Below are 23,211 nucleotides of genomic sequence, written 5' to 3'. Positions count from 1 at the left end.
CGGGCCGGCCTGCGGTGTTGGCTGAGCCTCCGGCGGGGTGGCGACGGCGTTTAGTGGCGTGCCGCCCCGGGAACCGCTGAGGGATGGACCAGCAGGACGAGCAGCAGGCGACCATTTCGCGGATCACCACCGGGATGCCGGTGATCGACTCGGCCGGCACCACGGTCGGGACCGTGGACCTCGTCCAGCGGGGCGACCCCAACGCGGTGACCGTGCAGACGCCGAGCGCCGACCCGGGCAGCAGCCTGGACGAGTTGATCGAGGCGACGGCGGTCGAGGAGCCGGACGTGCCGGCCGACCTGGCGGCGCGGCTGCTGCACACCGGCTACCTCAAGGTGTCCACCGATCTGACCCCCGCCGGCGCGGTCTACGTACCGGCCGACCGGATCGGGTCGGTGGCCGACGGCCGGGTCCTCCTGGCCGTCGGCGTGGCCGACCTGCCGCCCGAGGAGTAGAGCCCGGCCCTTGATCCACTCGGGTTCAAGGAACTCGGTGCATCCCGACCGGCTCGACCCCCCGATTTCATGAATCCCGAGTGGATCAAGCTGGTGTGGATCTCGCCGGCCCGGCGGGCTGGCCCGGCGTGGGCGGCTGGGCGGGCTGGCCGGGTGCGGCGGGCTGGGCGGGTTGGGCGGGCTGGCCCGGCGAAGCGGGCTCGGCCGACTGGTCCGGGGCCGTGGGCGGTGCGGGTGAGCGGCGGTGGAAGAGCAGCAGCATCAGGCAGCCCGCGACAAGCCCCCAGAACGCGCCACCCACGCCGATCAGCGTCACCCCGGAGGCGGTCACCACGAAGGTGACCACTGCCGCCTCCCTGGTCGCCGGGTCGGTCACCGCCGCGGCGAGCGCGGTGGCGAGCGCGCCCAGCAGGGCCAGCCCGGCGACCGCCTCGATGAGGATCGGTGGCGCGACCGCGACCAGCGCGGTGGCCACGCCGGCACCGAGCCCGAGCAGGGCCAGCCCGACGCCGGCGGTGACCGAGGCGACCCATCGGCGCTCCGGGTCCGGGTGTGCGTCGGGGCCGGCGGCCAGCGCGGCGGTGATCGCGGCGAGGTTCACCGCGTGCCCGCCGGCCGGGGCGGCCAGCAGGCTGGCCAGGCCGGTTGCCCGTAGCGCCGCTCCGAACGGCGGCCGGTAGCCGTAACCGACAAGCACCGCCATGCCGGGCACATTCTGCGCCGCCATCGTGACCAGGAACAGTGGGAGGGCGAGCCCGACCAGCGCGGACGCGTTCCAGGCGGGCGTCGTCAGGGTGACCGACGGGGTCAGCGTGGCACCGCTCAGCCCGGTCGGCGGCGCGGTCAGCGCGATCGCCACCACCGCCACCAGAAGTGCGCCGGGCACCGCCCAGCGGCGGGCGAACCGGTGCAGCAGCAGCCAGCCGACCACCACCGGGCCGGCCACCCTGGGCAGTTCGACGAGCGCGCGCACCGGGGCGGTGCACAGGGGCAGCAGCACACCGGCGAGCATCGCGCCGGCCACCGGTTTGGGGATCGCGGCCACCGCCCGGCCCAGCGGCGGGAAGAGCCCGGCCGCGACGACAAGCGCCCCGGAGACGAGGAAGGCGCCCACCGCGACCGGCCAACCGCCCGCCGGCGGCCCGGTCGCCACCAGCAGCGCGGCGCCGGGCGTCGACCAGGCCACGCTCATCGGGATCCGGTGCCGCCAGCCCAGCCAGGCGGCGGCGAGCCCGCACGCCACACAGAGGGCCAGCAGGCCGGAGGCCGCCTGCGCGTCCGACGCGCCCACCGCGCGGAGCCCGGCCAGCACGACCGTGAACGAGCTGGCGAAGCCGACCAGCGCGGTCACGACACCGGCAAGCACCGGTTGCGCCCGTCCCGCCATCCCGACCTCCCCAAGCGTTCCGTATACGGAACGACAGCGTGTAGCACGATAGCCCGGTGCCGCACCCACCACCAGCCCGCCGTCCGGGCCTCGACGTGGATCCCGCCGTCGTCGGCCGGCGGGTCCGTGCCCTGCGGGAGGAGCGGGGCATCTCGCTGTCCACCCTGGCGCGGCTCGCCGGCGTCGGAAAGGCCACCCTCTCCGGCCTGGAGAACGGCACCCGCAACCCCACCCTGGAGACGCTCTGGGCGGTCACCGCGCAGCTCGGCGTGCCGTTCACCGCCCTGCTTGCCGAACCGGCGGCCGAGCCCACCGTGCACGGCACCGCGGTCACCGCCACCCTGCTGGAGGTGTTCGACGACACCGACGCGACCTACGAGCTCTACCGGATGCGCGTCGCGCCCGGCGTCGTGCAGATCTCCCCCGCCCATCAGCCGGGCGTCACCGAACACATCACCGTCTTCGCCGGCGTACTGCGGGCCGGCCCGGCCGACGCGCCGCTGACCGCCCCGGCCGGCGGTCACCTCCGCTGGGTCTCCGACGTGCCGCACAGCTACGCGGCGGTGGGCGACGAGGAGGTCACCGCGACCCTGCTGTTGCGCTATCCGCGTCGCTGAACCCGCCTCAGTCCACCGGAGCGGGCACCGGCAGACGGTGCCGGACCGCCCAGAGCGCCACCTCGGTACGCGACACCGAGCCGGTCTTGCGCAGCAGGTTCGACACGTGCACGGTGACCGTACGCACCGAGATGCCGAGCGCCTTCGCCACCTGCTTGTTGGACATCCCGGCGACCAGGCAGCCCAGCACCTCGACCTCGCGGGCGGTCAACTCGGGGTCGAGCGGCACGTCGACGACCGGATCGGCCGCCGACGCCGGAGCGCGCGGTGCGGTCGGTTGACGCGGGCCGGGCAGCCGCCGCAGCAACGCCTCCGGCCCCTCCCCCGCGTGTGCGGCCAGCAGCTCGGTAAGCGCGTACGGGTTGCCGCCGGTGCACCGCCAGAGGGAGGTCACCAGCCGGTCGGACGGGCTGCTGCCCTCGTACACCTGGGTCAGCACCTCGGCGACCTCGGCCGGGCGCAGCGGGCCGAGGTGTTGGCGGACGGCGCCGCGGACGCCGCTGAGGCGGGCCAGCGCGCGGCGGGTGAGGTCCGGTGCCACCGCGTCGGCCGGCGGTCGACTGGCCACCACGAGCAGGGCGGGCAGGTCGGCGACGGTCGCCAACTCCCCGACCAGGTTGACGCTGGCCGGGTCGAGGGCGTGCAGGTCGTCCACGACCAGCACCGCCGGGCCGGCGCCGACGAGCAACTGCACGGTCCGCACGGCGAGGCGGAGCAGGGTGCCCGGCGCGTACCGCTCGCGGGGCGCGGTGGGCTGCTGGGCCAACCAGGCCAGCGCGTCCGACGGCAGACCGAGTCGGCTGGTGTCCCGACCGGTGAGCACCGCCGCCAGCCAGTCGTACGGGGCCGGGCCGTGCACCCGGGCCGCGCCGGAGAGGACCAGCGCGGGACGCGGCGCGAGGGCGTCCACAGCGGCCGCGACCAGCAGACTCTTGCCCACTCCCGCCGCACCGGTGACCACTGCGACGGCGGGCGCCGGGCGGCGTACGGTCGCCACGGCGGACCACGCCCGGTCGAGCTCGGCGAGCTCGCCGGCGCGTCCGACCATGGACACCGGCATCATTTCTCAACCCTACGCAGTAGTGCGTAGAGACGAAGGCAGGGTGTTCTTGGCAAGCTGACACCATGACGCTGATCCTCCGCTCGGTCATCCTCAACGACATCGGCCTGGTCCGCACCAACAACGAGGACTCCGCCCTCGCCGGTGACCGCCTGATCGCCGTCGCCGACGGCATGGGCGGGCTGCCCGCGGGCGAGGTGGCGAGCGAGATCGTGATCCGGATCCTGGACGAGCTGGCCCCGCCCACCGACCCGGACGCGGCAGCCGACGCGCTCCGTGCCGTGGTCAGCACCGCCAACCAGCGCATCCACGCCGCGATCACCGTCGACCCGGCCCGCGAGGGGATGGGCACCACGCTCACCGCCGCGCTGCTGGCCGGGGAGACGCTGGTGCTGGCCCAGGTCGGCGACTCCCGCTGCTACCTGCTGCGCGACGGGGAGCTGACCCAGCTCACCCGGGACGACACGTTCGTCCAGGCGCTCGTCGACCAGGGCACGCTCTCCCCCGAGCAGGCCCGGCACCACCCGCAGCGGTCCCTGGTGACGCGGGCCGTGCAGGGCGCCGACACCCCGCCGGCCGTCGGTGTGCTCACAGTGGTCCCCGGTGACCGGCTGCTGCTGTGCAGTGACGGACTCTCCGACTACGTCGAGGACCACGCTATCGCGGCGGCGCTGGGCATGTACGCCGACCGTCAGCAGTGTGGCGAGCAGTTGGTGAAGCTCGCCCACCACGCCGGGGCGCCGGACAACGTCACGGTCATCGTCTCCGACGTCACGACCCGCTGACCCGGACGACCTGCTCGGCGGTCCGCGGGTCGGCGCACCCACGGATCGGGTCAATCCGGTTGCTGGGACCTGCGCGACGGGTTGAGATGGGCGGATGACCATCCGACGGGTGACCGCCGACGAACGCCTCACCACGAGTTTCCCGCTGGCCGCGTACGCCTTCGAGACGTCGCCGCTCGGCGCCGCCCGGGTCGAGGAGTTCCGCGACTACCTGCCCTACAACCAGGGCAACCGGACGCTTGTCGTCGAGGAGGACGGCACCACCCTGGCGGCCGTCTCGGCCATCGGCATGCGGCAGAACCTGCGCGGCGCGGTGCTGCCGATGGCCGGTGTCGCCGGGGTCGCCACCCATCCGCTGGCCCGCCGGCAGGGGCACGTCCGCACGCTGCTGCACCAGCTTCTCGACGAGATGCGCGACGAGGGCCACGTACTCAGCGCGCTCTACCCGTTCCGGCCCAGCTTCTACGCCCGGTTCGGCTACGTCGGGCTGCCCAAGCCCCGCACGGTCGCCTTCTCCCCGGCCGACCTGGGGTCTCTCGTACGCGCCGAGCTGCCCGGCGAGGTGGGTTGGGAGCGGATCGGCGCCGGTTATCCCGCGTGGCGGGCGTTCACCGAACGGTGCCTCCAGACCCGGCACGGCTTCTCGGTGTTCCCGGACTACCGGGCGGCCGGCCTGCGTGACCGGGACGAGCACTGGCTTGTCACCGCCCGGGTGGCCGGCGAGGTCACCGGCGCTCTCACGTACCGGATCGACGACCACGGCGGCACCCTGATCGGCAACGAACTGCTGGTCGCCGATCCCCTCGCCCGTACGCTGCTGCTCCAGTTCCTCTCCCGGCACGTCGACCAGGTCGAGCGCGTCACCGTCCAGGTCCCGCCGGACGAGTTGCCGGAGCTGTGGCTGACCGACCTGGACGTGCACGTCGAGGCACGGGCGGGCCGGCCCGGCTCGTCCGCCCCGATGGCCCGACTGCTGTCGCTGGACGCGCTGCACGGGCTGCCCGCCGGGCCGGGCCGGGTCCGGATCGAACTGACCGGGGACCGGTGGCTGGCCGGTACGCACCTGCTGGACGGCACGACAGGCGCGTTGGAGCTGGTCGCCGCCGACAGCGGCCGGGCGCCGACGGCCACGCTGACCGCGGCGGGACTGTCCGCCCTGGCGTACGGGGTGCTGGACCCGGCCGAGCTGCCGTTGCGCGGGCTCGGCGACGTGCCGACGGATGCCGCTGCCGAGCTGCGCAGTCTCTTTTCGCGCCGGGTGCCGTACCTCTTCGCCGACTTCTGAGCACGGTTTGCCGCCCCGGTCGCAGCGGGTACGGTCCGCGGAATGCCGGAGTGGTTGCAGGCGGGTGGATGGGGACTGTTGGCCGGGTCGGCCCTGCTGATCGGGGCGGCGGTCGGCTTCTTCGCCCGGGTGCCGCAGCGGATCACCGCGTCGGTCATGGCGTTCGGCGCGGGGGTGCTGCTCTCCGCCGTGTCGTTCGAGCTGATCGCCGAGGCGCACGAGCAGGGCGGGATGCTGCCCACCGTGCTGGGCGCAACCGGGGGTGCGATCGTCTACACCCTGGCCAACGTGGCTCTCGCCCGTCACGGCGCGCGGCACCGGAAGCGCTCCGGCGACCAGCAGCCCTCCGAGGACGAGCAGCCCGGCTCCGGGTCGGCGCTCGCCGTCGGCGCGCTGCTGGACGGCGTACCGGAATCGGTGGTGATCGGCGCCAGCCTGCTCAGCGGCGGCGCGGTCAGCCTGGTCACCGTGGTGGCGGTCTTCCTCAGTAACGTCCCGGAAGGGCTGTCCAGCGCGGCCGGCATGCGCCAGGCCGGCCGCACCCGGCGGTACGTCTTCCTGCTGTGGACCGGCATCGCGCTGATCAGCGGCGTGGCGGCGCTGCTCGGCAACACCCTCCTGGGTGGCGCGCCCCCGGAGGTGCTCGCCGCGATCACCGCGCTGGCAGCCGGCGCGATCCTCGCCATGATCACCGACACGATGGTGCCGGAGGCGTTCGAGAACGCCCACCTGCTGGTCGGCCTCATCACGGTCGCCGGCTTCCTGACGGCCTTCGCCCTGTCGCACGCGTGAGTGCCCGGGCGGCTCCGATGCCCGGCGTGGCTTAGCAGCGCATTAAACCGGCCCGGCGGATTCGTCGCGCCGCCGTCGGGGCTCCTAACATCACCCGGGTGCGCATGACGTCGCTTGCCGCCCTGCTCGTCCTCGGTGTCGCCACCGCGACCCTGCCCGCCTGCGGGTCCACCGATCCGACGCCGGCCGGCTCGCCGGCCAGCCCGTCGGTCACGCCGGACGCCCTCCCGACCGGTGACCCGGGTGTCGCAGCGGCGGGCCGGGACGGTCTGGGCGGCCCCGGGGCCAGTACGAGCCCGAAGCCGACCGCCCCGGCCGCCAAGGCGCTCGCGGCCGGCAACCCGAACGGCCACGCCACAGTGCCGGCCGAGGCACGCGCGGTGGACACGTCGAAGCCGACCCGGACCATCGGCACCGGCACCCCGGCGAGTTGCACCTCGGCGGCGGTGGTGAAGGCCGTGGCCGCCGGCGGCGTCATCACGTTCAACTGTGGACCGGCCCCGGTGACGATCAAGATGACCGCCACCGCGAAGGTCCGCAACGCCAACGGGCCGAAGATCGTGCTCGACGGCGGCGGCAGGGTGACCCTGAGCGGTCAGGGGCAGCGCCGCATCCTCTACATGAACACCTGCGACGAGGCCCAGGGCTTCACCACCTCGCACTGCCAGAACCAGGACCATCCGCAGCTCACCGTGCAGAACCTGACCTTCGCCGACGGCAACTCCACGGGCGAGAAGGCCGAGGGCGGCGGCGGAGGCGCGATCTTCGTCCGTGGCGGGCGGCTCAAGGTGGTCAACTCGCGCTTCGTCCGCAACCGCTGCGACCGCACCGGCCCCGACCTGGGGGGCGCGGCAGTCCGGGTGCTCAGCCAGTACGAGAACAAACCGGTGTACGTCGTGAGCAGCACCTTCGACGGCGGCTCCTGCTCCAACGGCGGTGCGCTGAGCAGCATCGGCGTGTCCTGGGTGGTGCTCAACAGCCTGCTGAAGAACAACGAGGCGATCGGCAGCGGCGCGAACCCGGCCAAGTCCGGCACGCCCGGCGGCGGCAGCGGCGGCGCGATCTACTGCGACGGCAACGAGTTCACCGTACGGATCGCCGGCACCGTCATCGAGAACAACAAGGCCAACGAGGGAGGCGGCGCGATCTTCTTCGTCAGCAACAACCGCACCGGCACGATGAGGATCGAAAACGCTCCGCTGCGCCGCAACCCGAGCGGGAAATTCGAGACCCCCGGCTACCGTGGCATCTTCTTCCTGGGCGCCCGCAACCCCGAGGTGATCGGCCCCAAACCCGCCTGACCCGCCTGCCCTGACCGCCTGCCGGCCCTGACCGGCCGTCGGCCGCCTGGCGCTGGTGATCAAGAGGTCTGGGTCACCGAGGCCGCGTTTTCTGACCCAAATCTCTTGATCATCGTGTCAGTAGGGGTTCTTCTCGCCCGGCGGGTGGGCGTGCAGGAGGCCACCGGGGCGGCCGGGCAGGGTGCGTGCCGCGGAGAGCGGCGGGCTGGCCGTGTGGTCGCCACCGGCCATGCCGGCGAACAGCTCCTTGAGCGCGGTCAGCGCGTCGATCTTGGGTGACCAGCCCAGCTCGGTCTCCGCACGCTCGCTGGACATCAGCGGCGCGTTCAGGCCCAGCTCGACCCAGCCCGCGTCCACCGGTTGCAGCCGCGCCCGCCAGGTCAGCGCCGCCGCCACCCGCAGCACCGGCGCCGCGACCGGCACCGTCCAGCCGTGGAAGTGCCGAGCCACCAGCTCCGGGGTCAGCACCGGGTCCGCGGCGAGATTGAACGCGCCGCGCGCATCACCCAGAACAGCCCTGGCGTACGCGTCAGCCACATCGTCGGCGTGCACCGCCTGCATCCGCAGCCGCCTGTTCGTCGGCACCAGCGGAATCCGGCCGAAGCGCAGCAGCCGCACCGGGGCCAACGGGCCGAGAAAATAGCGGGTGATCTCCGTACCGGCGTCCCGCTGGAAGATCAGACCGGGCCGCAGTCGAACCACCCGCACCGTCGGGTGCTCCCGCTCCAACCCGTCCAGCAGCGTCTCGACCTCCGCCTTGTGCTCACTGTACGACGAGCCCGACACCCCGGTGGCCGGCCACCGCTCGCTGATCGGGTGGTCCTTCGGGCCGGGCGCGTACGTGCCTACCGACGAGGCGTACACCAGTGCCGGCACCCCGGCCCGCACCACCGCGTCAAACACCGCCCGGCTGCCGTCGACGTTCGTCCGGCGCAGCACCCGCTGGTCGTGGCTGGGCTGGATCTGCCAGGCCAGGTGCACCACCGCGTCCGCTCCCGCGAACACCTCGGCGAGCTGCCCCGAAGCGCCCGGCGCACCGATGTCACAGGAGTGCCACTCCACCTGGTCGTACGGCGTACCGGCATCCGGGCCGGGCAACCGCCGGACCACCCCGGCCAGCTCGACGCCGCGCTCCCGGCGCAGCCGCCGCAGCACCGCCGTACCGACGTTGCCACTCGCCCCCACCACCACGATCCGCATGCCCGACCCCGTACCCGTCCAGCAGCCGGTCAACCGCCCGCCCGCCGCGTAGCGCTCTTGATCCACTCGGCTTCCTGGAAAACGGGCTATCCGACTGGCCAGGACGACCCGACTTCCTGGAACCCGAGTCGATCAAGGGCGCGGCGAGTCGCGGACCCAGCCGTGCTTCTCCTTGCCACGCCGACCGAGGGTGGCCGCCAGGCAGCGCGGGCAGATCCAGCCCACCGCGTCCGCCTCGGTGAGCACATCGGTGCCCAGGTAGTCGAAGCGCACGTGCGGAAAACGGCGCAGCCGGGTCCGGCTGAGGGCCAGCCCGCAGACGGTCTGGTTCTGGCCGGGCAGCCAGGCGTGCACCTCCCCGCCCGGCTGACGTACGCCGTCCGGCCCGATCTCCTCCCCGGACGCCGCCACAGCCGGGGTGCCACTCGCGCTCATGCCGATCCCCATTCCCCAGCGGCCCCTCCCCATGCACGGCGGGCAGCTTGATCCACTCCACCTCCCCGATGTGGCGGTATCCGCCGCCCCGGACACCGCCACATCGCCGACCTCGTGATGATCAGGTGCCGTCCGGGCCGGCAACCGCCAGGCATCGACGCCGGCCGGAAGCCAGGAGCCGGCTGGAAGCCGAGAGTCAGCGACGCTGACTGTCAGGTAACCTGAGCGCGCGGGCCGCTAGCTCAATGGCAGAGCTGTGGACTTTTAATCCATAGGTTCAGGGTTCGAGTCCCTGGCGGCCCACTCCTCCGCAGGTCAGCGGTCCCGTCCGGGGCCGCTGTTGCCATGATCGGGGTCGGTGGAGCAGCGAAGTACAGCAGTAGGCTCACCCGTCGAGCGCCTTGCCGAGCCGCTTGAGCGCGGCCACGCTTCTCAAGCTGACAGTGCGGGTTCGGATCCCGTCAGCCGCTTCACACCAGAGGCCGTGGGGCGGGACTCCGTCCGAGCCGGGCCCTCGTTGTGGGCGTTAGCACAGGCTTAACCCGGCCTTATCCCACCGTACGCGAGGCTGGCCCCTGCCCAGGTCGGGGACGGACCGGCCCGGTCCACACGGGAGGATCACGTATGGGAATTCGTACCCTCGGGGTGCCCGCTCTGGTCGTCGCCCTGCTGACGGCCGTCACCCCGACCGCCGCCATGGCCGGGACGGTCAACTTCGGCCCGCCGGTCGACGTGGCGACGGGCGCCGTCCCGGGCGCCATGGCCGCCGGCGACCTCAACGGCGACGCACGGCCCGACCTGGCGGTCGCGCACCCGGACGCGGACCGGGTCTCGATCCTGCTCAGCCAGGGGACGACCGGCTTCCGGACCGGGAGCGTGGTGGCCCTCGGCGGCGCGCCCCGCTCGGTCGCGCTCGCCGACGTTGACGGTGACGGCCGGCGGGACCTGGTCGCCACGGTCGTCGACATCGAGCTCGATCAGGTGGTGGTCGCTCTCGGTCGGGGCAATGGCCGGTTCCGGGTGCCCCGGGTGATCGACCTGGCCCCGAACAGCATCCCCCGATACCTGGTCCCGGCCGACCTCGACGGCGACCGAGACGTCGACCTGGCGCTGACCCTCGCCGGGCGAGAACAGGTCCAGGTGCTGCGCAATGACGGACGGGGCCGGTTCACACCAGGGGCGACTCTGGCGGCCGAGCCGACTGCCAACGACGGGCTGGCCGGGGCAGACCTCAACGGGGACGGCCACACCGACCTGGTGGCGACCGGCGGCGGCTATGGCCGGGTGGTGACCTGGTTGAACGCGGGCAACGGCACCTTCGCACCGGGGGTGTGGCACGAACTACCGTATCCCCGCAGCCCGGCCGTGCTCGCCGACTTCAACACCGACGGTCGGGTCGACGCGCTCGTACCGGGATCCGAGTGGGGCGACGCCCTCTACCTCGCGGGCAACGGCGACGGCACCTTCACCAACGAGCGCACGCTCGCTTTCGGGCAAGGTGAGCGGACCGCCGCCAGCGGCGACTTCGACGGCGACGGCCGCGCAGATCTCGCGTTCGGCGGCGGCTACTACGGCGTGCTGGTATTGCTCGGCAACGGTGATGGCACCTTCCAGACCCCGGTCACCTTGGCCACGCCCGGTACTCCTGGCGCGCCCGTGGTGGACGACTTCACCGGGGACGGACGGGACGACATCATCGTGCCGAACGCCAACGGCCTGAGCGACATCCTCTGGTTCGTCCCGGCCATCTGAGCCCTCGGCCCGGGAGGCAGCAGACGAACGGCCAGTCGACCGTCGGGTGGCGAAACGGCCTGGCCAACAAGTATTGGTCAGGCCCCAAGGCCCGCCAACGGCGAAGCGCCCGGGATCCTCCGGGCGCTTCGGTCATTGCAGCAATCCGTCCTGCTCGTCCGGAGCGCAACGACTCTGGTGGTGATCCAGGAGGAGAGCAACAAACCCGGTAACGACGAGCTTCTCACCCAGGTCGTCGAAGCAGCGCTGCACAGATATCAGTCGACCGGATCCTGAGTCCCACCGTCACTCGCGTCGGGCGGTGCCGCGGAAGGCGTACGTCACAAGGCCCGTGACCGCCAGGACGGCCGCGACCGCCGCCGCCGGACGGCTGGTGTGGGGCTGGCCCGGCCAGGTGGCGAGGGCACCCCACGTGTTCGGCTGGGGGAACATGGCCGCGACGACCGCCCAGCCCATGGGCAGGAACCAGGCGCGGGTCACGCCGGCGGCCGTCGCGCAGAGGGCGGTGAGGCCCAGCAGGCCGGCGGAGTCGCGGACCACAAGCGCGGCGGGGCCGAACCGGGCGCCGGTGGGTTCGGTGGCGAGCAGCACGACGAGTACGAGCGCCAGCGCGGCCAGCAGATGCACGGCTCGGCGCCACGGCCAGCGCAGGGCGGCGGTGCGTTCCAGGTCTTCGTCCGGGGCGGCCAGCGTGGTCGACAGGACCGCCACCATCAGCATGACCGTCAGCACGACGAGCAGGAGGATGGCGTCGCGCTCGCTGGAGAGGGTCAGCCACAGCGCCCAGATCGTGGCTGCGGCGCCGACGGACGCGGCCAGTGCCAGGGGTACGCGTCGTGCGCGGAGGTGGAGGGTCATCGGGACAGCAGTCCGGTGGTGTCCTGGCAGGTCAGGATCGCGTCGCGTACCGCCGTCACGCGGGAGAGCGCCTCGGGTGCGGGCAGCTTCTGCAGGCCCTGCCACAGGGTTACCGCCTCGGCGTTGAGCTGCGGATCCTCCTCGATCATTCCGGGGATGACGCCGACGTCGGAGACCGGCTCGCGGCCGAGCAGGTGGTAGGCGGAGGCTCGTTCGACAGCCGCGTCGCGCTCGCACTCCGGGTCGCCGTATCCAGCGCCCAGGCCGAACACCATCTCGGGGACCACAGCGTCGGGATGGGCCAGGCCGCCGTGGTCGTCGATGCGTACGACGATCGTGACGACGTCGGCGTCGCGGACGGGCTCGTCCTCGACGAGGTAGGCCCGCCTGTCCTCGTGCGCCTGCGTGGGGGAGTCCGGCATCTTCGCGAGGACGGCCAGGCCCTGGCGGGCAAGTGGGGTCAGCGCGTCCAGCACGTTCGCGTTGACCCGGGTGACGCAGACCTTCGGCGCGTCGTCGGTGCAGACGAGTTCGCGGGCGACCGGATCGACAGGTGCGACGAGGGCTGCCTCGTCGCGGGGGACGATCGCCGTCGCGGCGCCGAGGCCGAGCAGCACCGGCAGCGCGGCGGCCGCAAAGGCCCGTGGGCCTCGGGCGACAAGCAGCAGTACGCCGGTGAGCGCGAGCCCGCCCATGAAGATGGCGAGTACGGCGGTGACCCGCGGGTCGATGGTCTGGAACGGGTAGAACGGGCTGCTGCCGTAGGCGGGAGACAGGATCGCGCCCATCCAGTCCGGCCGCATGATCGCGGTAAAGAAGACCAGCAGCACACCTGCCACGGCGAGCATGGGAGCGGTCACCGGAGCGGGCAGCAGTCGCCCGATGCCCAGGCCGAGCCAGGCCGCCGCGATCAGGGAGAGCGCGCCGACGAGCAGAATGGCGACGACGTCCGGCGGGAAGTAGGCGGCGGTCGAGGCGATCCGCATGCCGCCCGCGCCGACCACGAGCAGGAAGGCGAGCCCGACCGAGGCGCTCATCGCGACGAGGACCGGCAGCATCCGTCGGGCGCGGGAGCGGGGTGTGGTGGCGAACAGTTCGCCGACCTTGGCCCGGTGCTCGCGGCGGCCCTGCCACGCTCCGGCGGCCAGGGCGATCGGCCACAGCAGGATCATGTACTCCTTCACGGACAGCGCGAGGTCCATCCAGCCCGCCGACCAGCGTCCGGGGGCGATGTAGAGAGCGGCGACGCCGACCACCGACGCGAGCAGGGCGGTGCCGGCCGCGGCGGAGCGCCGCAGTTCGATCCGGAGGACGCTCATCGGACGACCTCCGCGTGGTGGCCGCGGAGCAGCGCCGAGTAGCCGCGTTCGGCGGGGCTGTCACCGGGGTGGCGTTCGTCGCCCTGGGCGGCCAGGGCGGTGGGCGTGCCCTGCCACACCAGTCGGCCCTCGTTGATCAGCACGACCTCGGTGCAGGCGGCGACCACGTCCTCGACGAGGTGGGTGGAGACCAGCACGCAGGCGTCCGTGCCCAGGTCACGCAGCAGCTCGCGCAGGTCGAGGCGCTGTTCGGGGTCGAGGCCGACGGTCGGCTCGTCCAGCAGCAGCACCTGCGGGTCGTTGACGATGGCCTGGGCGACGCCGGCCCGACGCAGCATCCCGCCGGAGAGTGTCCTGAGCCGGGCATCTGCCTTGGCGGTGAGCCCGACGCGGTCGATCGCGCGCTGCGTGGCCGCCGGGATGTCGCGCTTCGGCATCTCCTTCAACCAGGCCAGGTACGACACGAACTCGCGCAGCGTGAACCGTGGGTAGTAGCCGAAGTGCTGCGGCAGGTAGCCCAGTGAGCGGCGGGCCTGGCGCAGGTCGGCGCGACCGTCTACCGAACTGCCGAGCACGGTGAGTCGACCTCCGGCCGGCTTGAGAACCGTGGCGAGGGCACGCATCAGCGTCGTCTTGCCCGCGCCGTTGCGCCCGAGCAGGCCGTGGACGCCGGTGGCCAGGCTCAGGTCGAGCCCGTCGACGGCCAGGTGGCGGCCGGCCCGCACCTTCAGGGCCTCGGCGTGGATGGCCCAGGGGTGGATGGTGGGGGCCGTTTCGGCGGTGCTCACCGCTCGCATGGTGGTTCCCTTCAGAACGAGGTGAGGCGCCGGAAGCTGTTGGCGCGCAGGAGGGTCAGGGCGGCCAGCACGACCGTGACGACGGCCCACCCGCCGGTGGCCGTCGGCCGCAGGAGCACCGGCAGTTCGGCGGTGACGAGGCTGGGCGCGACCACGGCGGCGGCCCAGGCCGTCATCAGACCGATTGCGGCACGGCGGACGCCGACGAGGGAGCCGAGCAGCAGCGTCGCGGCGGTGAAGGCCAGACACGGCAGCAGCAGCAGCGCGGGGTTCGCCCGGCTGGGCCCGAGGACGGCGAACGCGGCGAGCACCGGGATCACGAGGACGAGCACCGCTGCGGTACGTCGCAGCAGCATCGTCAGACCGGCCGAGGGCGTGCCGATGACCAGCTCCCAGGCCGGGTCGCCGCGTCTGCTCCAGGCGGCCGCCACCCCGGGCAGCGGCGCCAGGGGCGCGAGCAGCAGCACGATCGACGGCAACTCGGACAGGAAGTACGTGAGCAGGGCGGCGGTGCCGAGCACGCCGGCGGTCATGGCGACCCACGGCAGCAGCGTCGCCACGAACCAGCGCTGCCGCAGCGGCGTACGGAAGAGGGCCCTGGATCGTGGGGTGGGACCGGCGGCGATTCCGCTGTCGACGGCCGCCGCGACCTCCGCGACCAGGGCGCGCGACTCGGCCGTGGTGCTGCCGGCCAGGCGGGCGCGGCAGTCGGCGCAGCTCTCCAGGTGCACCTCGATGGACCAGACGGTCGCCTCGTCGAGGCCGAGGTCGCCGTCGGCGTAGCGGTCGATGTCGTTCAGGGTGGGATGGGTGGTCATGACAGGGCCTCCCGCAGGACGATCCGGGCGCGGCGGATCCGGGACTTGACGGTGTTCTCGGGTACGCCCAGCAGCACAGACGTCTCGCGGACGGTGAACCCGTCGAGGACGGTGGCCCGCAGCACCGCGCGGACCTCGGGCGGCAGCACGGCCAGGGCCTGTTCGAGTTCCTGCCCGACCCGGCCGGCCAGCACCTCGTCCTCGGCGGCGGGCACGACCGTCTCGACCGGGTGCACCTGTGGCATCCGGGCCTGCCGGGAGCGACGGCGGAACGCGTCGACCAGGCGGTGCGCGGCGATGGTCCACAGCCAGCCGACGGCGCTGCCGCTGACCTGGTCGCCGGCGAAACTGCCGGCCGCCCGCCAGACCGTCAGGTAGGTCTCCTGGAGGACGTCGGCGACCACGTCCGGGTCGGCGCACCGACGCCGCAGCCGCACCTCCAGCCAGGGTGCGGTACGTCGGTAGAGTTCGTCGAAGGCCCGCCGGTCACCGTGGGCCACGCGACGTACGAGTTCCTGCTCGTCGGCCGCGTCCAGACTTCGTCTCACATGGGGTAAGACGACGGCCCTCACACGATCGGGTCCCGCGTCGGTGTGACCGCCGTCACTACTGCCGGCCGGTGGGGCGTCAATGGCGTTGCGCGGCCCCCGGGTCGGCTGGTTAGGCTGACGCCATGCCCATCTCGTACGCGTTCCCGACGGCGTCCCCCGACGTCCTGTTCGGCGCGCTGCGACGCCGGCGGTCCTGCGACCGCCCGCGCTGAGCATTCCTCACCTGCGACCGGCGGATCGAGCCGCCGGTCACCGCCGATCGTCCCGGTCCGCCCGCATCCCCTTCCGGTGATCCGCGAGCGACGGATCCGAGCGAGATCGGCGTACCCATGGATCTGGAGAATGTGCTTACCGACCGGCTGGCGCCGGCGTTCGCGACGGTGGCCGGCGTGCCTGTCGACCCGGTCGTGCGGCGGTCTCAGCGCGCGGACTTCCAGTCCGACGCGGCGCTGGCGTTGGCCCGGCGGCTCGGCCGGCCGCCGCGCGACATCGCCGCGGAGGTGTTGGAGCAGGCCGAGTTGGCCGACGTGTGCAGCAGGGCAGAGGTCTCCGGGCCGGGTTTTCTCAACCTGACCGTCGCCGATCAGGCGCTGGCGGGCCTGGTCGCCGCGCTCGCCGTCGACAGGCGGTTGGGCGTGCCGGTGGCGGTCGAGCCGGAGACGGTGGTGGTCGACTACTCGGCGCCGAACGTGGCGAAGGAGATGCACGTCGGGCACCTGCGCTCGACGGTGATCGGCGACGCGGCGGCCCGGCTGCTGGAATGGCTGGGGCACCGGGTGCTGCGGGCCAATCACCTGGGCGACTGGGGCACGCCCTTCGGCATGCTGATCGAGCATCTGGCCGATCTGGGCGAGGCCGAGGCGGCGCAGGAGCTGTCCATGGGGGACCTGGACACGTTCTACAAGGCGGCTCGGGCGAAGTTCGACGCCGACGAGGCGTTCGCCGAGCGGTCCCGGCTGCGGGTGGTGGCCCTGCAGGGCGGCGATCCGGTGACGCTGCGGCTGTGGCGGCTGCTGGTGGAGCAGTCCGAGCGGTACTTCATGACCGTGTACGACCTGCTCGACGTGACCCTCAGCGAGCGGGACTTCCACGGCGAGAGCAGCTACAACGGCCTGCTCGGCCCGGTGGTCGAGGAGTTGGATCGGCTCCGGCTGCTGCGCGAGAGCGACGGGGCGGCCTGCGTGTTCCCGCCCGGCTCGGTGGGCCGGGACGGGGAGCCGTTGCCGCTCATCGTCCGCAAGTCCGACGGCGGGTACGGCTACGCGGCGACCGACCTGGCCGCGATCCGGCGGCGGACCGGCGCGCTCGGCGCGACCCGACTGCTCTACGTGGTCGGGCTGCCGCAACGGCGGCACTTCGAGATGGTGTACGCCGTCGCCGCGCAGGCCGGTTGGCTGGCCCCGCCGGCCCGGGCCGAGCATGTCGGGTTCGGCTCGATCCTCGGGTCGGACGGGCGGATGCTGCGCAGCCGGGCCGGCGGGTCGGTGAAGCTGGTCGGGCTGCTGGAGGAGGCCATCACCCGGGCGACCGCGCTGGCCCGGGAGCGGAATCCGGAGCTGGGCGAGGCGGAGGCGGCAGAGGTGGGCCGGGCGGTAGGCATCGGCGCGATCAAGTACGCCGACCTGTCCAACGACCGGAACCGGGACTACGTGCTCGACTGGGAGCGGATGCTGTCGCTGGACGGCAACACCGCGCCCTACCTCCAGTACGCGTACTCCCGGATCGGGTCCATCTTCCGGCGGGCCGGGGTGGCGGCCCGGCCCGACGCGGCCGTCTCGCTGGCCGAGCCGGCGGAGCGGGCGCTGGCCTTCGAACTGGTCGGCTTCGGCAGGGTGGTCGGCGAGGTGGCCGATAATCTGGAGTTCCATAACCTCGCCGGATACCTGTACCGGCTGGCCGCCGCGTTCAGCACGTTCTACGAGAGGTGCCCGGTGCTGCGGGCCGACGAACCGGTCCGGGAGAGCCGGCTGGTGCTCTGCGACCTGACCGCGCGGGTGCTCAGGCAGGGCCTGCACCTGCTCGGCATCCGGACTCCCGAACGGATGTGAGCACACCCGCCCCCCTTAGTGCCCGGCCGCATTCATGGCGCGCTCGAAGTTGACGTAGTTATCCTCTTCGGGTGCTGGTCCGTGTGGAGATCGTTGGCACGAGTCCGGCACTGCGAAGGGACTTTCGACATGCCTCGCGTCGTACCGGCAGTCATCCGCGCGCTCGACGTCCTCGAACTGTTCCTGGACTGCCCCCAACTGTCGGCACGCCAGGTGATGGAGCGACTCGACCTGCCCCGCACCACGGTCCACGAGCTGCTCGTCACGCTCGAGGCTCGCTCGTACCTGATTTCCGTACCGGGCCAGCCGGTGCAGTATCGGCTCGGCATGCCGCTGTTCCAGCTGGGCGCGGCGTTCGCGGGCCGGCTTGATCTGGTACGCGAGGCGCAGGGCGTCGCGCGGGACGTGGCTTCCAAGTGTGACGAGGCGGTTCACGTGGCGGTGCTCGACGGCGCCGATGTCATCTACCTCGTCAAGTTCGACAGTACGCACCCCGTTCGGATGGTTTCCGGTGTCGGGCTGCGGCTGCCGGCCCACTGCACGGCGGTCGGCAAGGTGCTGCTGTCGGCCCTCGATCAGGCGGACCTGGACGCCGTCCTGCCCAAGGGCGACCTGCCGGGGATGACGCCGGACAGCATCACCGACCCGGACCTTCTCCGTGCACATCTCGAACGGGTCCGGACGGAGGGCGTCGCGGTCGACGTCGGCGAGTCGGACAGCGCGATGCGCTGCGTCGCGGCGGCGATCCGGGACCATTCGGGTGCGGTCATCGCCGCGATGAGCCTGTCCGCGCCGATCATTCGCTGGACGGCTCAGGTGCAGGTGGAGTGGACCGGGCTGGTTCGCGAGGGTGCCGCCTCGCTGTCGGCCCGCATGGGGTACCGGGCCCAGCCTCGATAGCGGCCTCCTGTTTTCGGCTCGAAACGCCATCGAAACATTGACATTTCTCTCGATCCTGCTCTAGCGTCGCGTCCACTCGATCCGGTATCTCGAACTCAGTTCGAAATCTCGAACGGCGGTGGTCCCGTGACCCGACCGACCTGGAACGCCAGCGGCACCCTCTCGGCCCGGTCGCCGATCGCCTCAACCTGGTCGCGCTACCCGGCGAGCGGCACGCGGATGCTTCCGCGCGCCGTCGCAACCCCGCCAACTCCCACGACGGGTTTGCGAACGCACTGATCCGTGTGGGCGGCCCTTCGCGGTCGCGGCATGGAGACACACCTGGAACACAAGGATCGCGGTGTTCGTCAGGCACGCCTTCGGCGTGCAGTGGTGCGGGGACTCTGAGGAGGCGAATGTCCATGGAGAACAATCCAGCCTGGTCTCGACGCGGCTTTCTGGGGATGGGGGTGGGGGTGCTCGGCGCGGCCGGTCTGGCCGCCTGTGGGGACAGCTCCGAATCACCCAGCAAGGTGCAGCCCGAAGTTCCACAGGAGCTGATCGACGCCGCGGCGTCGATGAAGGGCTCCTCGATGGGGATGCTGTCGCAGAAGCTGTACTCGACTGCGGCCAACGAGGCCCTCGACAGCTCGGTCAAGAAGTTCGCCGACACCACCGGAACGAAGATCGAGAACAGCCTGGTCCAGGCCGACGCCGGTGACGTGGTGGCCAAGATCGATGCTGAGGTCAAGGGCGGTGTGGCGCGCGACCTGGCATTCATGACCGACTCGCGGTTCGTCGCGCAGTTCCAGGCGCTTGGCGACCTTGAGGACGTGACGGACGTCGTCCAGGCGCTGACGGCAAAGTACGGCCAACCCTCCGCCGAGGCCACGAACTTCTGCGTCTTCGACGGCAAATGGTTCGCCATCCCGTACCACTTCATCGGGATCGGGTCGTTCCTGCGCAAGGACTGGATGCAGGACAAGGGCATCTCCCCCAAGGACATCTACAGCTGGGAGGAGCTGCGGGACCTGTGCCTGGAGATCTCCGATCCGACCAAGCGCCGCTTCGGCTGGGGCATGACGGTGAACCGGTCCGGTGACGGCAACGGCATGATCGAGGCGCTGATCAACGCCTACGGCGGGTCGATCGCCTCCAACGACGGCCGGAAGGTCACGTTCAACTCTCCCGAGACGGTGCAGGCGGTGACCTTCCTGGGCGACATCTACACCAATTCCAAGTACAAGCCGATGTTGCCACCGGGGATCGCGAGCTGGACTGACACCAGCAACAACGAGAACTGGCTCGCCGGGATCCTCGGCTACACCCGCAACCAGTTCAGCGTCTACGCGGACTCCCGGACCAAGAAGAACCCGGTGCACGCGAACACCCACGTGTTCTCCGACTGCATCGGGCCGGCGACGGACAATCCGCTGCTGCTCGGCCAGTCGCAGGGTTTCGTCGTCTTCAAGGGCGCCAAGAACCCGGCGCTCGCCAAGCTCCTGGCGCAGTACCTGGTCAGCGCGCCCGCGCTGCTCGGGGTGGCGAAGGAGGCACCCGGCCTGGTGATGCCCGCCTGGGAGAAGGTCTGGGACGCCGACCCGTTCTTCACGAGCGGCGACCCGGCGTTCCCCATGCTTCGCAAGATCACTGAACTGAAGCTGCCGCTGAACACGAAGAACGGCCTGACCTTCCCGCAGAAGGCAAGCGCGGGCCAGCAGGCGGTGGGTTCGGCCTACGTACTCACCGACATGATGCAGCAGGTCGTCCAGGGCGCGGCGCCGGCACAGGCCGTGACGGACGCCCACGCGAAGATGGTGCAGATCTTCAACCAGCAGGGGCTGCGGCAGTGAGCTCGGTCCGTCCGGCGCGGGTCCCGACGGCGAGGAAGCCCCTGCCGTCGGGACCCGGCTCTCTCACGGCGGTCCAGCGGCGGCTGGGGCGTGACTGGCGGCTCGCGGCGCTGTTCCTGGCACCGATGGCCGTGCTGGTCGGCGGACTCGTCCTCGTGCCGATCGCCCGGTCGATCATCACCAGCACCACCGAACGGCACGGCCAGGACACCGTGTTCGTCGGCCTGGACAACTACCTCGCGCTCGTCGGCGACGACCAGTTCCACACCGGCGTGGTGAACTCGTTCGTCTTCACCGCGTACGCCGAGGTCTTCAAGGTCGTGCTGGGGTTGGCCGCAGCCCTGCTGCTGCACCAGCGACGCCGCGGGCGAGCGGTGCTGGCGGGGCTGCTCCTGGTGCCGTGGGTGGTGCCGACGGTCGTGACGGCGTTCAGCTGGCGCGCCCTGCTCGACCCCATCTTCGGCAGCGTGAACACACTGCTCACCGCCACCGGGATCGGGCCGCTGCTGGCCGACGCGCACCTGGTCGACAGTTGGCCCGCGGGCTGGCTGTCCGACCCGTCGCTGGCCATGCCGTCGGTGATCCTCGTGAACGTCTGGAAGGGCGTGCCGTTCTTCACCGTGTGTTTCCTCGCGGGGCTGAAGGCCATCCCGGCGGACCTGTACGAGGCGGCGACAATCGACGGCGCCTCGTCCTGGAACCGGTTCGCCCACGTGACGCTGCCCGGACTGCGCCACGTCATCACCGTGACGGTGACCCTGTCGTCGATCTGGACGTTCAACAACTTCGACCTCGTCTGGTTGCTGACCCAGGGCGGCCCGGGCGACGTGACCGCGCCGTACGTGCTCGTCGCGTACTCGAAGGCGATCCTGCAGTTGCAGTACGGCGCCGGCGCCGCCGTCACGCTCGTCATGCTGCCGGTCATCGGCGGCCTGGTGTTCGTCCTGGTGCGGTTGCTGCGTCAGGACAGCGGCATCAAGCTGCCCGGACGAGGCCGGGCAACGCGGTGGATCGGGGCGCGGAACTGGGCCGCACCGGCGCGCAGGGCACTGCCGTGGATCGTCACCGCGGTGGTGACCGGCCTGCTGGCCTGGGCCTCTCCGCAGATCTTCTGGAAGGCGGCGGTGGTCCTCGGGGTGATCCTGCTGATCGCGGCGGGGGTCGGCCGGGTGGTCTCGACCCTCTCGTCGCGAGGCGGTCGCCGGTCGTCGTCGGTGGTGTCGGGCCTGGGATCCGGTGTCGCGCTGGCCGGGTTGCTCCTCTTCGTGCTGGGTCCGCTGTACTGGATCGCCGTCACGGCCTTCAAGTCCGAGGGCCAGGTCGTCATGCGCACCGACGACCTGTGGCCGACGCCGTGGACCCTGGAGCAGTTCGGCGCCCTGTTCGACAACCAGCCGTTCGGCCGCTGGTACCTCAACACGCTGGTGGTGTCCGCGGCGTCCACGGCGGTGGCGCTTGTCTGCGCCGCCCTGGCGGGCTACGCGCTGGCCCGGCTGCGGTTCCGGGGTGCGCAGGGCTTCACGGTCACGGTGCTGCTCACCTACGTGATGCCGGGCGCGCTGCTGTTCATCCCGCTGTACCAGATGCTCATCGGCGCGCGGCTCACCGACTCGTTGTGGTCCCTGGTGGTGACGTACCCGACCTTCACGCTGCCGTTCGCCACCTGGCTGCTGGTGGGGTACTTCTCGTCGATCCCCGTCGAGTTGGAGGAGGCCGCGCTCGTCGACGGTTGCAGCCGCATCCAGGCGTTCGGCCGGGTGGTGCTGCCGCTGGCCAAGCCCGGGCTGCTGGCCGTCGCGCTCTTCACCCTGACCAACGCCTGGAACGAGTTCCTCTTCGCCTTCGTGTTCATCACCAAGGACGAGTACAAGACGCTCCCGGTGGGGATGCAGTCGATGATCGCCGGAGACGTCGTTCCGCAGGGACAACTCGCCGCGGCGTCGCTGCTCGTCAGCATCCCCGTGGTCATCATGTACGCCCTCGGGCAGCGCTTCCTGACCGAAGGGCTCACCGCCGGGGCAGTGAAGGGCTGACCGGGTACGCCGATTCGCAGGCGCGAACGTGCATCAGGTGTAGGCGAGCAGGAAGTCCACGGTGCCCGTACCGCCCGGCTGGCCGGGTGGGGTCTGAAGGGCGGGTTCGCTGTTCAGGAGGTAGAACCCGCCGTTGCCGACCAGGCGAGGGGTGACTGCCAGCGCCTGGTCGGCCATGTTCGCCCCGGTCGGTCCCACCACGCTGTCACGCAGCAGCATGAAGAGGTTGGTGTTCAGGTTCGAGACGTGGAGGACCCGGTATGAGCGGGGCGCTGGCATTCCCGTACTCGTCAGGCCCCAGATGGGAACGATCTGGCTTCGCCAGTTCGCCGGGTTGTTGGTGATCGAACTGTCATAGGCGTTGAGCTGGGTCTGGATGCCACTGTGGATGCCCGCCAGGTGGATGTGTAGTTGGTCCTGGTCACGGGTGTTGGCCGAATTGACCCCAAGACCGATGTTCGGGTAAACGACGTGTGAGGGTTGACCGGGCTGGGCGTTGATCCATGCGTCCAGCCAGTAGTTCGGCGCGGCGGTGGTCGCGATGAACGGACACTCGATGCCACTCACCCGGCAGGTCGGCAGCAGCAGGAAGTTGTGACTGTTCTGCGGCATGCCGTTCAGCACCACGTAGTCGGACGTCGTCCGCAGGCAGTTGGTCGCTGGCGCGGTTCTCGTGCCCAGGCAGACCTGCACCTTGTCCCAGAGTTCGTACCTGCCGCCGGACTGGCTCGGAAAACCACACAGGGCCGACGGCGTCGGGCAGTTAGCCCCGCCCGGGCCAGGTGGAGAGGGTTCGGGGGTCTGCCCACCGTCGGCCATCCCGCCGTCCGCCCCGGCCAGCGCGAGAAGTCCGCCGGCACCGGCTACGCCCGACAGCTTGACGAACTGGCGTCGATACATCTGATCGGCTCGCTTGTTACCGCTCACTGCCACCCTCCGCCGCCACGATCCGAGGTCACTCCCGATTTTCCTGGTCAGAAATTCGG

At 71.6% G+C, this 23,211-nt stretch carries 21 protein-coding genes and 1 tRNA gene; 12 read left to right on the top strand and 10 right to left on the bottom strand.

The genetic code is table 11. The features are described 5' to 3' along the window. The first annotated feature begins 83 nt into the window (after positions 1-83). Positions 84-455, top strand: coding sequence for a hypothetical protein (locus MILUP08_RS02485; protein ID WP_007454453.1), 372 nt, complete (start codon positions 84-86; stop codon positions 453-455). 85 nt (positions 456-540) lie between these two features. Here the strand turns inward: MILUP08_RS02485 and MILUP08_RS02480 are convergent, their stop codons facing one another. Next, positions 541-1,842, bottom strand: coding sequence for a benzoate/H(+) symporter BenE family transporter (locus tag MILUP08_RS02480; protein WP_007454451.1), 1,302 nt, complete (start codon positions 1,840-1,842; stop codon positions 541-543). Between the two features lie 56 nt (positions 1,843-1,898). On the opposite strand from MILUP08_RS02480, the gene MILUP08_RS02475 reads away from it, so the two are divergent. After that, on the top strand, positions 1,899-2,459 hold the full coding sequence (locus tag MILUP08_RS02475; protein WP_193376562.1) for a helix-turn-helix domain-containing protein: 561 nt from the start codon (positions 1,899-1,901) through the stop codon (positions 2,457-2,459). A 7-nt stretch (positions 2,460-2,466) separates the two neighbouring features. Here MILUP08_RS02475 and MILUP08_RS02470 read toward each other — a convergent pair whose 3' ends face one another. After that, a complete protein-coding gene (locus tag MILUP08_RS02470; RefSeq protein WP_007454447.1) occupies positions 2,467-3,522 on the bottom strand; it encodes a helix-turn-helix transcriptional regulator in 1,056 nt (351 codons plus the stop codon). Between the two features lie 62 nt (positions 3,523-3,584). On the opposite strand from MILUP08_RS02470, the gene MILUP08_RS02465 reads away from it, so the two are divergent. The 4 genes from MILUP08_RS02465 (at position 3,585) to MILUP08_RS02450 (ending at position 7,682) form a co-directional block, all read left to right on the top strand. Further along, positions 3,585-4,304, top strand: a complete 720-nt coding sequence (locus MILUP08_RS02465) for a PP2C family protein-serine/threonine phosphatase (RefSeq protein ID WP_007454446.1) — start codon at positions 3,585-3,587, stop codon at positions 4,302-4,304. A gap of 94 nt (positions 4,305-4,398) precedes the next feature. Beyond that, entirely contained in the window at positions 4,399-5,589 is a 1,191-nt protein-coding gene (locus tag MILUP08_RS02460; RefSeq protein ID WP_007454443.1) for a GNAT family N-acetyltransferase, read from the top strand. Positions 5,590-5,631: 42 nt separating this feature from the next. Beyond that, positions 5,632-6,381 (top strand): ZIP family metal transporter, encoded by a 750-nt coding sequence (locus MILUP08_RS02455; RefSeq protein WP_007454442.1) that lies wholly within the window; start codon positions 5,632-5,634, stop codon positions 6,379-6,381. Between the two features lie 104 nt (positions 6,382-6,485). Next, entirely contained in the window at positions 6,486-7,682 is a 1,197-nt protein-coding gene (locus MILUP08_RS02450) for a hypothetical protein (protein WP_039905234.1), read from the top strand. Between the two features lie 117 nt (positions 7,683-7,799). Here MILUP08_RS02450 and MILUP08_RS02445 read toward each other — a convergent pair whose 3' ends face one another. Further along, entirely contained in the window at positions 7,800-8,882 is a 1,083-nt protein-coding gene (locus MILUP08_RS02445) for an NAD-dependent epimerase/dehydratase family protein (protein WP_039905232.1), read from the bottom strand. Positions 8,883-9,014: 132 nt separating this feature from the next. Continuing rightward, on the bottom strand, positions 9,015-9,317 hold the full coding sequence (locus MILUP08_RS02440) for a hypothetical protein (RefSeq protein ID WP_039907180.1): 303 nt from the start codon (positions 9,315-9,317) through the stop codon (positions 9,015-9,017). Positions 9,318-9,548: 231 nt separating this feature from the next. On the opposite strand from MILUP08_RS02440, the gene MILUP08_RS02435 reads away from it, so the two are divergent. Together MILUP08_RS02435 and MILUP08_RS02430 are read left to right on the top strand one after the other, a co-directional pair. Next, positions 9,549-9,620 (top strand) — tRNA-Lys (locus tag MILUP08_RS02435). Between the two features lie 321 nt (positions 9,621-9,941). Next, on the top strand, positions 9,942-11,069 hold the full coding sequence (locus MILUP08_RS02430) for an FG-GAP repeat domain-containing protein (protein ID WP_007454434.1): 1,128 nt from the start codon (positions 9,942-9,944) through the stop codon (positions 11,067-11,069). 285 nt (positions 11,070-11,354) lie between these two features. Here MILUP08_RS02430 and MILUP08_RS02425 read toward each other — a convergent pair whose 3' ends face one another. From MILUP08_RS02425 to MILUP08_RS02405, 5 genes are read right to left on the bottom strand one after another with little or no spacing between them, the layout of a single operon-like run. Beyond that, entirely contained in the window at positions 11,355-11,927 is a 573-nt protein-coding gene (locus MILUP08_RS02425) for a hypothetical protein (protein WP_007454432.1), read from the bottom strand. After that, positions 11,924-13,246, bottom strand: coding sequence for an ABC transporter permease (locus tag MILUP08_RS02420; RefSeq protein ID WP_007454430.1), 1,323 nt, complete (start codon positions 13,244-13,246; stop codon positions 11,924-11,926). The genes MILUP08_RS02425 and MILUP08_RS02420 overlap by 4 nt, the downstream gene beginning before the upstream one ends. After that, a complete protein-coding gene (locus tag MILUP08_RS02415; protein ID WP_007454429.1) occupies positions 13,243-14,043 on the bottom strand; it encodes an ATP-binding cassette domain-containing protein in 801 nt (266 codons plus the stop codon). Before MILUP08_RS02415 ends, MILUP08_RS02420 begins: the two co-directional genes overlap by 4 nt. A gap of 11 nt (positions 14,044-14,054) precedes the next feature. Beyond that, positions 14,055-14,861: an anti-sigma factor family protein gene (locus MILUP08_RS02410; RefSeq protein WP_007454428.1), complete on the bottom strand. Its 807-nt coding sequence runs from the start codon at positions 14,859-14,861 to the stop codon at positions 14,055-14,057. Next, on the bottom strand, positions 14,858-15,409 hold the full coding sequence (locus MILUP08_RS02405) for an RNA polymerase sigma factor (RefSeq protein WP_167626029.1): 552 nt from the start codon (positions 15,407-15,409) through the stop codon (positions 14,858-14,860). The genes MILUP08_RS02410 and MILUP08_RS02405 overlap by 4 nt, the downstream gene beginning before the upstream one ends. Before the next feature lie 332 nt (positions 15,410-15,741). Between MILUP08_RS02405 and argS the strand changes: the two genes are divergently transcribed. From argS to MILUP08_RS02385, 4 genes are all read left to right on the top strand, one after another. Continuing rightward, positions 15,742-17,460, top strand: coding sequence for an arginine--tRNA ligase (argS, locus tag MILUP08_RS02400; RefSeq protein WP_007454426.1), 1,719 nt, complete (start codon positions 15,742-15,744; stop codon positions 17,458-17,460). Between the two features lie 18 nt (positions 17,461-17,478). Then, complete coding sequence (locus MILUP08_RS02395) at positions 17,479-18,360, top strand: IclR family transcriptional regulator (protein ID WP_237747023.1); 882 nt, start codon at positions 17,479-17,481, stop codon at positions 18,358-18,360. 401 nt (positions 18,361-18,761) lie between these two features. Then, on the top strand, positions 18,762-20,192 hold the full coding sequence (locus tag MILUP08_RS02390; RefSeq protein WP_007454424.1) for an extracellular solute-binding protein: 1,431 nt from the start codon (positions 18,762-18,764) through the stop codon (positions 20,190-20,192). Further along, complete coding sequence (locus MILUP08_RS02385; protein WP_007454423.1) at positions 20,189-22,225, top strand: ABC transporter permease; 2,037 nt, start codon at positions 20,189-20,191, stop codon at positions 22,223-22,225. The genes MILUP08_RS02390 and MILUP08_RS02385 overlap by 4 nt, the downstream gene beginning before the upstream one ends. Before the next feature lie 33 nt (positions 22,226-22,258). On the opposite strand, the gene MILUP08_RS02380 is transcribed toward MILUP08_RS02385, so the two are convergent. After that, the gene (locus tag MILUP08_RS02380) at positions 22,259-23,152 is read right to left on the bottom strand and encodes a CDP-diacylglycerol diphosphatase (protein ID WP_007454422.1); all 894 of its coding nucleotides are present in this window, start codon (positions 23,150-23,152) and stop codon (positions 22,259-22,261) included. Between the last annotated feature and the right edge of the window lie 59 nt (positions 23,153-23,211).

It is taken from the genome of Micromonospora lupini str. Lupac 08 (genome assembly GCF_000297395.2).
In the GTDB taxonomy this organism is placed as follows: Bacteria; Actinomycetota; Actinomycetes; order Mycobacteriales; family Micromonosporaceae; genus Micromonospora; species Micromonospora lupini.
The sequence above is the reverse complement of the archived record's forward strand: the minus strand, read 5'-3'. Positions and strand labels throughout refer to the sequence as shown.

Excerpts from the sequence above, each read along its gene's own strand:
- argS (WP_007454426.1), top strand. The coding sequence starts at position 15,742 with ATGGATCTGGAGAATGTGCTTACCGACCGGCTGGCGCCGGCGTTCGCG.
- MILUP08_RS02485 (WP_007454453.1), top strand. The coding sequence starts at position 84 with ATGGACCAGCAGGACGAGCAGCAGGCGACCATTTCGCGGATCACCACC.
- MILUP08_RS02440 (WP_039907180.1), bottom strand. The coding sequence starts at position 9,317 with ATGAGCGCGAGTGGCACCCCGGCTGTGGCGGCGTCCGGGGAGGAGATC.
- MILUP08_RS02445 (WP_039905232.1), bottom strand. The coding sequence starts at position 8,882 with ATGCGGATCGTGGTGGTGGGGGCGAGTGGCAACGTCGGTACGGCGGTG.
- MILUP08_RS02465 (WP_007454446.1), top strand. The coding sequence starts at position 3,585 with ATGACGCTGATCCTCCGCTCGGTCATCCTCAACGACATCGGCCTGGTC.
- MILUP08_RS02450 (WP_039905234.1), top strand. The coding sequence starts at position 6,486 with ATGACGTCGCTTGCCGCCCTGCTCGTCCTCGGTGTCGCCACCGCGACC.
- MILUP08_RS02425 (WP_007454432.1), bottom strand. The coding sequence starts at position 11,927 with ATGACCCTCCACCTCCGCGCACGACGCGTACCCCTGGCACTGGCCGCG.
- MILUP08_RS02480 (WP_007454451.1), bottom strand. The coding sequence starts at position 1,842 with ATGGCGGGACGGGCGCAACCGGTGCTTGCCGGTGTCGTGACCGCGCTG.
- MILUP08_RS02470 (WP_007454447.1), bottom strand. The coding sequence starts at position 3,522 with ATGATGCCGGTGTCCATGGTCGGACGCGCCGGCGAGCTCGCCGAGCTC.
- MILUP08_RS02420 (WP_007454430.1), bottom strand. The coding sequence starts at position 13,246 with ATGAGCGTCCTCCGGATCGAACTGCGGCGCTCCGCCGCGGCCGGCACC.
- MILUP08_RS02455 (WP_007454442.1), top strand. The coding sequence starts at position 5,632 with ATGCCGGAGTGGTTGCAGGCGGGTGGATGGGGACTGTTGGCCGGGTCG.
- MILUP08_RS02410 (WP_007454428.1), bottom strand. The coding sequence starts at position 14,861 with ATGACCACCCATCCCACCCTGAACGACATCGACCGCTACGCCGACGGC.
- MILUP08_RS02415 (WP_007454429.1), bottom strand. The coding sequence starts at position 14,043 with ATGCGAGCGGTGAGCACCGCCGAAACGGCCCCCACCATCCACCCCTGG.
- MILUP08_RS02390 (WP_007454424.1), top strand. The coding sequence starts at position 18,762 with ATGGAGAACAATCCAGCCTGGTCTCGACGCGGCTTTCTGGGGATGGGG.
- MILUP08_RS02460 (WP_007454443.1), top strand. The coding sequence starts at position 4,399 with ATGACCATCCGACGGGTGACCGCCGACGAACGCCTCACCACGAGTTTC.
- MILUP08_RS02430 (WP_007454434.1), top strand. The coding sequence starts at position 9,942 with ATGGGAATTCGTACCCTCGGGGTGCCCGCTCTGGTCGTCGCCCTGCTG.